Origin of the sequence: Xenorhabdus thuongxuanensis, from assembly GCF_001908095.1 — a bacterium.
Taxonomy (GTDB): Bacteria; Pseudomonadota; Gammaproteobacteria; order Enterobacterales; family Enterobacteriaceae; genus Xenorhabdus; species Xenorhabdus thuongxuanensis.
Window position 1 is genome coordinate 327,465 of the sequence record NZ_MKGR01000001.1, and the last position, 8,647, is coordinate 336,111.

The window sequence follows — 8,647 nt, forward strand, 5'->3', positions numbered from 1 at the left end:
TCATCTTTCTTTCATTCTGTACCTGGGTAGTCGCAAAGATATTAACAAAATCACGGCTATCCAGTACACACCTCTTCTATCACGATCAACTCCTTTGTTCTCAAAGAAATTATTTAAATAATTTATATATTTTATATTTTCACTTTCACCATATTTTGTTAATGTTACTTTATCTGTTAACAAAAAAATAAAATATTCCATGCCAATGCCTGATAAGTCTGCACTTGATATACCAATATCTGATACATCAGAATCCGAAAATCCTCTACCAAGTAAGACTTCTTCATTTAAAGACGGTATTTGGGATAGTCTCCCAATCGCCATTGGCTATATTCCCGTCTCTTTTGCATTTGGCTTAAGCGCCACTAAACTGGGATTTACTCCCATAGAAGCCATATTTTTTTCATGTGTCATTTATGCTGGTGCCAGCCAGTTTGTCATCACGGCTTTACTGAGTGCAGGAATGTCATTGTGGTTTTCTGCGCTAACTGTAATGGCAATGGATATCCGCCATATTTTATATGGCCCTGCCTTACGTTATCGCATCAAACAAAAATTATCGGAAAAGAAAACCGTAATTTGGGCCTTTGGCCTGACTGATGAAGTTTTTGCCGCAGCAACAACTAAATTAATTAAAGACCAACGGAGCTGGAGTGAAAACTGGATGGTCGCCATTGCAATATGTTCTTGGCTCTCTTGGGTGTTGGGTACAGTATCTGGAGCCATATTAGGTAATGGTTATTTGAGCTCTTATCCAGCCATTGAAGCTGCCATGATATTTATGCTTCCGGCTCTATTCTTAAGTTTTTTGTTAGCATCTTTCAAAAAACAAAATACCTACTGTGTTACCGCTGCTTTATTGGGCGCATTAATGGGAATCATATTTTTTTCAATTCCTATCGCCATTCTTGCGGGGATCATGAGTGGATGTTTAGCGGCACTTCTGCAAACTAAAAATGCATGATTAGTACCTTACATAATTAATATATTACATAACTAGCTCATTATATGATTGATAATAAAATACTTCTTATCGGACTTATTGTAGGTGCTGCCAACTTTTTATTCCGTTATCTTCCTCTGCGCCTGGGTGTCAATCACTCACCGACAGAAAAAAAAGGCAAAATGGGCGTCATACTCGACAGCATTGGTATTGCATCAATTTGCTCACTCCTTATCGTCTCCAGCATTCCTGACGTCATGAAGGAGCACAGCAAACTTTTTCCGACTCTAATTGGCTACCTAACCATCTGTCTGTTTTTCTACAAAACTCGAAGCATCATTATTTCAACACTGTCTGGGGCTGTAGTTTTTGGAATAATATTCAAAGTATTTATGAATTAGGTATCAATATTTAAAGAAATATGATGATAATAAATAACTATAATTGCTAAATTTAACTTTTAATATAGTATTTGTATGGTTTTTAACAAAAGTTACTTTACCGGTTGAAACTAATAAGGTATCTAAACAATGGAAAGTTCATTCACTCCCACAGAAGAGTTACTTAATTGCCGTGTAGCACAGCAAAAAAGTTTACCCTATCAAGAGATATTACTGACTCGCTTATCCATGCATGTCCAGAGCAAGCTTCTGGAAAATCGCAACAACATGCTGAAAGCACAAGGAATCAATGAAACCTTGTTTATGGCTCTGATGATTCTGGATACCAAAGAAAGTCGTAGCATTCAGCCATCAGAACTTAGTGCTGCATTGGGCTCTTCCCGTACAAATGCAACCCGAATTGCAGATGAATTAGAAAAGCAAGGCTGGATAGAGAGAAAAGAGAGCCATAACGATCGTCGTTGCCTCCATCTCCATCTCACAGAAAAAGGTTCAAACTTTTTGAACAGTTTACTTCCACCACAGCACGAATGCCTGATCAAACTTTGGTCTATTCTGGATTCCGAGGAGAAAAAACAGTTAGAAAAATTGATGAGAAAAATTTTGGGGCAATTAGATAATATTGGGGATTGTTTAAGTAAGTGATTCCCCTTCTTTCTAAACGGCTTTGAACCAAGAAAACATGTTATAGCAATATGATCTAAAAAAACTTTTCTACTAGCCTGTATCATCAGATACTTCGTATGGCTGACTATTATCTTCAGATAATACTTAAATCCATATCGTTCGTCCTTTCCAGTAGTGTAAACGCACACTACTGGAGATGTATTGCGTCCTGTTGCGGCCACACAATTAATAATAAGTTAAGAAAAAATACGGAGACTCTCCATGAGTACTAGTGAGAAAACACTGCTTCCGTCTAGCGAAAAAACGCTATCCTCAAGCGAAATACAATCTCCTGCAAAGGTAAAAACAAAAAATAATACTAAGAAACAGAAACGTCGCCATATCATTACGTTATTGACGTTATTTTTCCTTCTGCTTGGGGCAGGTTATACCATTTACTGGTTTCTCATTTTACGTCACCACCAAGAAACCGATAATGCCTATGTTACAGGTAATCAGATACAAGTCATGTCGCAAATTGCGGGCAGCGTCGTGACTGTCAATTTTGACAATACTGATTTTGTGAAAAGTGGCCAGCCTCTCATTCAACTCGATCCCCGTGACGCCGAATTGGCCCTGGAAAGAACCAAAAATGAATTAGCCAATACTGTCCGAATCACTCATCAACACCTGATTGACAGTAAAAGATATCAAGCCATCATTGAGCTGAAAAAAATTGCTCTCAGAAAAGCTCAAAATGATCTCAGCCGAAGGGAAATATTAGGTACTCAGGATTTGATTGGTAAAGAAGAGTTGCAACATATGCGCGAAACTGTTTCTGCTGCCCAAGCTGATCTGGATGTTGCAATAGCTCAATATAAAAGCAATCAGGCCATTATTTTGGATACTCCGCTGGAAAAACAGCCAGCTATCGAAAAAGCGGCCTCCGGCGTCCGTGATGCTTGGCTCGCCTTGCAGAGAACTAATATTGTCAGCCCTGTTGATGGTTATGTCGCTCGTCGCAGCGTTCAGGTAGGTTCTCGTATCAATTCAGGAACACCATTGATGGCGATTGTACCCGCCAACAATATGTGGATTGAGGCCAATTTCAAAGAAACCCAACTGGCAAATATGCGGATTGGACAGCCGACTACAATCGTCAGCGATTTCTATGGTGACGATATTGTTTATACTGGCAAGATTGCAGGTATCGATATGGGAACCGGTAGTGCCTTTTCTCTATTGCCAGCGCAAAATGCCAGCGGAAACTGGATTAAGGTCGTACAACGCTTGCCAGTCCGTATTGAACTTGATCCTGAACAATTAAAACAACATCCATTGCGAATTGGGTTATCAACAAAAGTCACCGTGGACACAGCGAACACCGATGGAACTGTACTGGCAACCACCGGACGTACCCTTCCAGCCTATCAGACCAAAGCCTTGACGATAGATATGGCTCCTGCAAACAAAATAGTTACTGACATTATTAATAGTAATGCAGGAAACCAAATTTAAGGGGGAGTCATGGTAACAAGAGAACCGTTTACAGGTGCGAAACTCGCCCTTTTGACCATTACTCTTTCAATGGCGACGTTCATGCTTGTTCTCGACTCTACCATTGCCAACGTCGCCATACCGACGATTGCTGGTAATCTGGGTGCGTCAAGCTCACAGGGAACATGGGTGATTACCTCCTTCGGTGTCGCAAATGCAATTTCCATTCCAATTACCGGTTGGCTAGCGAAACGCTTTGGTGAAGTGAAACTGTTCCTCTGGTCTACCGCGATTTTTACTCTTTCATCGTGGTTGTGCGGCCTTTCCAACAGTCTTAGTATGTTAATTTTCTTCCGTGTTATGCAAGGGTTGGCCGCAGGCCCCGTACTCCCCCTTTGCCAAAGTTTGTTGTTAAATAACTATCCACCCGCGAAACGCAACATGGCATTGGCACTGTGGTCGATAATGATCGTTGTTGCTCCCATTTGCGGACCTATTCTTGGCGGCTATATCAGTGATAACTACCACTGGGGATGGATCTTTTACATCAATATCCCTCTTGGTATCGCAATTATTTTTATCATTATGCAGCTATTGCGTGGTCGGGAAACGAAAACAGAAATCCGCCCTATTGACATTATTGGGCTGTTTTTACTGGTGATCGGTGTAGGCAGCTTGCAAGTTATGCTTGACCAAGGCAAGGAACTTGATTGGTTTAATTCCACCGAGATTATTGTCCTTACTATTACTGCCATTATCGCGCTTATTTTCCTGATAATATGGGAACTGACTGATGATCATCCGATAATCGATCTATCCCTGTTCAAGCTACGCAACTTTTCCATTGGTACACTGAGTATTAGTCTCGGCTTCATGATGTATTTCGGTTCGATTGTTTTACTGCCACAACTATTGCAAGAAGTTTATGGTTATACCGCAACTTGGGCTGGCTTTGCGGCCGCACCTATAGGATTGTTGCCACTGTTACTGTCACCCGTCATTGGCAAGTTTGGCCATAAAATAGACATGCGCTATATCGTGACATTTAGTTTCATCACTTATGCTATTTGCTTCTATTGGCGGGCATATACCTTTGAACCAGACATGGATTTCTCTGCGACTGCTTGGCCTCAATTTGTTCAAGGGCTTGCCATGGCATGTTTCTTTATGCCATTGACAACCATCACATTATCAGGGCTAGGGCCAGAACGAATGGCCTCAGCTTCTAGCCTGTCAAATTTTACCCGTATATTGTCGGGTTCAATCGGGACATCCCTCACAACCACAATGTGGACACAGCGTGAATCTATGCATCACTCAAACCTTACGGAGTACATCAATCCATATAATCCTAATTACCAGCAAATACACCAGCAATTGGCTCAGTTGGGTATGGATGATGAACAAATATCCGCTTATCTGGCAAAACAGATCACTCATCAAGGGTTAATTATATCTGCCAATGAGATCTTTTGGCTTTCAGCAGGTATATTTCTTGTTTTGACGTTATTGATCTGGCTGGCAAAACCGCCTTTTTCTGCCGAAGGCAAAGATCCTGGAGGAGCGCATTAAACTTGTTACATTGAATCTAGTGATCTTAACGGGAGTGTTTGCTCCCGTTACGAAAAATATTGTCGGAAACAATACTCTCTCGTCATCGCAGAGTATTCCTTACAAATGTGCCTGTAACATCTTTCGCAGAACCAGTATCGCTGCCGCCTCTGCTAGCATCTTGTCCTTGTGGGCCAGTTCACGTTTCAGTTGGTTATTTTCTTTTTGGCTCTGTTTCAGAACCGCCTTATCATCGCGGGCAGGCATCTACAAAAGAGCCTGTTTCTATTGCTGAATTTTCTCAGGGTAAAACTCTTTGTACGGTAATATTCGGCAGTGATTTGAGGTTTAATGTAAGTAATCATTCCAGAAGTATGGAATTTTACCCTGATATTTATAAAAGATCTGCGCTTAAAGGAAGAGCGCAGATCTTAATGGGTAACATGAGCTTTTACGATACCCTCTATCGGCCGAGGCTTCTCACTTCAAAGGTCACTTCTTGTGTCTAAATTCAAGAAAACTTCTCTGCCAGTGAGATTTCAAAGAAACGCAATTGCTCAATTACATAATACTTTCAGGCTTGTTAGCAAACTGAGCAATTGGGTTCACTAAATTGTCCGCAAACTTAAAACTCTGGGCGGGATCAGATAGGTCGAGCATCTGACGATTGTTGGCAATTTGCAATCGATTTAAACAACACCGTTTAATTTCTGGGGTAAACAGATTATAACGTTCAAATTGTTGGCTAAACTCTGGGTGAAGGGATTGGTAGCTCAAAATACAATCCGCCACCATTTGCCAAAATTGTTCCTGCGCATATCCTGCCTGTTCATCAAGAATTGCCGCCAGATAACGAAATACACCATCGAATACATCGGACAAAATCGTCAATGTTTTCATTTCCTCAGGCATATTGACCTTCACTCGGCTGGCTTTTTCCGGCAATTCTGCTTCAGGGTTCATGACCAGAATCTCTTCTGCCAAATCTTTCATAAAGACATATTGTGGAACGTGATTTTCCAGCACCATAATGATATTTTCGCCGTGAGGCATAAACATCAGATCATAAGCATATAGGCAATGTAATAATGGTACGAAATAGCAATTTAGATAACGGCGTATCCATTCCTCAAGTTGTAATCCTGATGCTGATATCAATGCAGGTAAAAAAGCTTTCCCACGTTGATCGTGATGTAACAACGCGGCCATTGTCATTACATTTTGGTTTGATCCAATCAACTGTAATGGATTTTCTCTCCACAAAGCCGCCATCATTTTCTTATAAGGTGTATCCCCCTGAATGGCTTGCTCATAATAACTATTTCTGAACCCGATGCTGGCCACTTCACGCAAAATCCTGAAACCACATCCCTGTAAGACATCATCTTTTTGTACCAAATCAAATAGCCAATCGTTAATACCAGGCGTTGTCGCCATATAATAAGGCGATAATCCCCGCATAAAACCCATATTAAGGATCGAAAGAGCAGTTTTGACATAATAACGTTGAGGATGGCTACGATTAAACAAGGTTCGTATTGACTGCTGCGCCTGATAGACATCAGTTCCTTTGCCCAAATACACCAGCTTACGGCTGGCAAGATCATGGGCAAACACAGAAGGTAATTTATTCTGCCACTGCCAAGGATGGAAAGGCATCAATAGATATTCTTCCGGATCCAGCCCCAAAAGAATAAGTTGGTGAGTAAATTTATCAACCTCAGAGCGCCCCAACTCTTGCTCTAATAGTTGTTGGTAACTGAGTTGTTCAATGCAAGCAAAATGTGCTTTGCTCTTATGTGCAGCCAACCATACCAAACGCATATCAGAGGCGGATTCCGGGCTAAATCTCTGGAAGTCTTCCGCATCAAAGCCAATACGCCCATTGTTGGCAACAAAAATGGGATGTCCTTCCATCATTTCTGCTTCGATTGTCTGGAAATCAGCATTGACCAAATCTTCCACATTGATACCACTGCGGTGATACTTAAACGCGCTACTATGGAGCGTACTGGTCAATTCTTCCAAATAAGTTGGCATCACACTATCACTAATGCCCAGTTGCTTTTTAAATTCAATGACAAAAGCAATGAGATCTGGTTCGACCCAATCCCCAGCCTGCATTTTCCGTAACGAATCAGTATCAATCAACCAGTGATCCAACGCCAATCTACGCGCCCGAAAATAGTAATTAACGGAATAATCATGGTTATCTAAGCGATAGCTGTGATATCCCTTTTGATCAGCCTGTTCTGTCAATTGTTCAGGAGCCAATAAACACTCATGGGCAAATTCCGAAATAGCTTTCCGCAAATGCAAACGGTTAATTTTCTGCCAAGTAACTGGATGTAAATGGCTAACAAAAGGGTGATTCTGGTTAGTTAACCCCGATAATACATCTGTATCTAATGCCATTTGGTATTGTTCCCTTGTACAGAAGGCCAACCCTGCAGTTTTATGTGGTAACTGCACTGTTTTTTCGTAAACAAAACCCGCCCGTAAGTTAAGACGGTGAATTTTTTCATTTCTGATATCTGGCTCAACGACAATTCGATTGACAGCCGGATTACTAAAAATGAACCCAATCACTGTTTGGAAAATTCCCCAAGTGAATTGCCTGATTTTCTGTTCTGGCGGGGCAACCAGGATATGCATTCCCATGTCATCTGGGCGAGCCGTATAATATTTTCCTATCAGATCCGCTTGTGCGTGATAGCATTCCAGCAGAAAAGCAGGTTGCCCTTGGTATATCCCGATAAAGACAGAATTCGGTTGACGATTCAGCAGGTCTTGATAAAACTCGCTCACCTGCTGTGCAGTCTGCCCCTGCATACCCCAATAATAGGCATAATCCCGATTAACCCAATCAGTAACAATCACAATATCTTCTGTCAGGTTCAGTGGACGCAAGGAAAATGTTCCCAGTTCAGGAAATTTTTTTTCAAATAATACAGTGGCCACAGTAGACATTAGATAACCTCTTCACTAGCAACACCAAATTGTTGGAACGCAATGCTTTTTTCTATTTCATAATGTTCAATTCCCGTGATTTCTTGAATCAAACATGAGTTACGGTAGCTTGCCATTCCCAAATCAGGTGTGACAAAACCGTGGGTATGAAGCTCAACATTCTGTACGAAGATTTCATTGTTCTGATCGATACTGTAATTACGCTGAACATCATAGCGTCCTTGCTTATCCCAACGGATAAGATGCTGTATACCCTCGATAAAACCAGGAAGTTGATACTGATAGCCTGTAGCAAGCACTACACCTTCTGTTGTCAGGGAAAACTCAGCTTCCTGCTCTTTCTGGATTAAATCCAGTACCAGTACCCCAGCCGCATCTGGCTCTTTTGCTACATGACGTACTTGCCGTAATTCGCTATTGGTGTACAACGCAACATCCAATTCTCCATTCAATCGTTTGGTGTACATCAAATCGAAAATTTCATTGATGAGTGAACTGTTGATACCTTTATAAAGCGATTTTTGAGTACGATTTAGCGTTTCACGCTTGTTTTCCGGCAAGCCATATAGCTAAATCATATTAATATGACATAATATCTAAACCTAAGATGACAAGGCATAAAATGAGATGGGTTACAGCTTAGATTTTCGAAAGAGAGTATTGGCATACAAAGACAAGC

8 protein-coding genes and 1 pseudogene are annotated in these 8,647 nt (G+C 41.2%); 5 read left to right on the plus strand and 4 right to left on the minus strand.

The annotated features are described in order from the left end of the window. Nucleotides 1-324: a hypothetical protein gene (locus Xentx_RS19475; protein ID WP_244149802.1), complete on the minus strand. Its 324-nt coding sequence runs from the start codon at nt 322-324 to the stop codon at nt 1-3. Between Xentx_RS19475 and Xentx_RS01455 the strand changes: the two genes are divergently transcribed. The 5 genes from Xentx_RS01455 (at nt 206) to emrB (ending at nt 5,019) form a co-directional block, all read left to right on the plus strand. Continuing rightward, complete coding sequence (locus tag Xentx_RS01455) at nt 206-964, plus strand: AzlC family ABC transporter permease (RefSeq protein ID WP_244149801.1); 759 nt, start codon at nt 206-208, stop codon at nt 962-964. The genes Xentx_RS19475 and Xentx_RS01455 overlap by 119 nt on opposite strands. A 44-nt stretch (nt 965-1,008) precedes the next feature. Then, nucleotides 1,009-1,344: an L-valine transporter subunit YgaH gene (ygaH, locus tag Xentx_RS01460; protein WP_074018479.1), complete on the plus strand. Its 336-nt coding sequence runs from the start codon at nt 1,009-1,011 to the stop codon at nt 1,342-1,344. A gap of 129 nt (nt 1,345-1,473) precedes the next feature. After that, complete coding sequence (mprA, locus tag Xentx_RS01465) at nt 1,474-1,989, plus strand: transcriptional repressor MprA (RefSeq protein ID WP_074018480.1); 516 nt, start codon at nt 1,474-1,476, stop codon at nt 1,987-1,989. A 243-nt stretch (nt 1,990-2,232) separates the two neighbouring features. Continuing rightward, a complete protein-coding gene (emrA, locus tag Xentx_RS01470) occupies nt 2,233-3,468 on the plus strand; it encodes a multidrug efflux MFS transporter periplasmic adaptor subunit EmrA (protein ID WP_074018481.1) in 1,236 nt (411 codons plus the stop codon). 9 nt (nt 3,469-3,477) lie between these two features. Beyond that, the gene (emrB, locus tag Xentx_RS01475) at nt 3,478-5,019 is read left to right on the plus strand and encodes a multidrug efflux MFS transporter permease subunit EmrB (protein ID WP_074018482.1); all 1,542 of its coding nucleotides are present in this window, start codon (nt 3,478-3,480) and stop codon (nt 5,017-5,019) included. Nucleotides 5,020-5,118: 99 nt separating this feature from the next. On the opposite strand, the gene Xentx_RS19080 is transcribed toward emrB, so the two are convergent. From Xentx_RS19080 to Xentx_RS01485, 3 genes and pseudogenes are all read right to left on the minus strand, one after another. Next, on the minus strand, nt 5,119-5,265 hold the full coding sequence (locus tag Xentx_RS19080; protein WP_167366739.1) for a hypothetical protein: 147 nt from the start codon (nt 5,263-5,265) through the stop codon (nt 5,119-5,121). 294 nt (nt 5,266-5,559) lie between these two features. After that, nucleotides 5,560-7,968, minus strand: a complete 2,409-nt coding sequence (locus Xentx_RS01480) for a GNAT family N-acetyltransferase (protein WP_074018483.1) — start codon at nt 7,966-7,968, stop codon at nt 5,560-5,562. Continuing rightward, nucleotides 7,968-8,534 (minus strand): annotated as a pseudogene (locus Xentx_RS01485) (SidA/IucD/PvdA family monooxygenase); the annotation flags it as partial. The pseudogene Xentx_RS01485 and the gene Xentx_RS01480, both read right to left, overlap by 1 nt. Between the last annotated feature and the right edge of the window lie 113 nt (nt 8,535-8,647).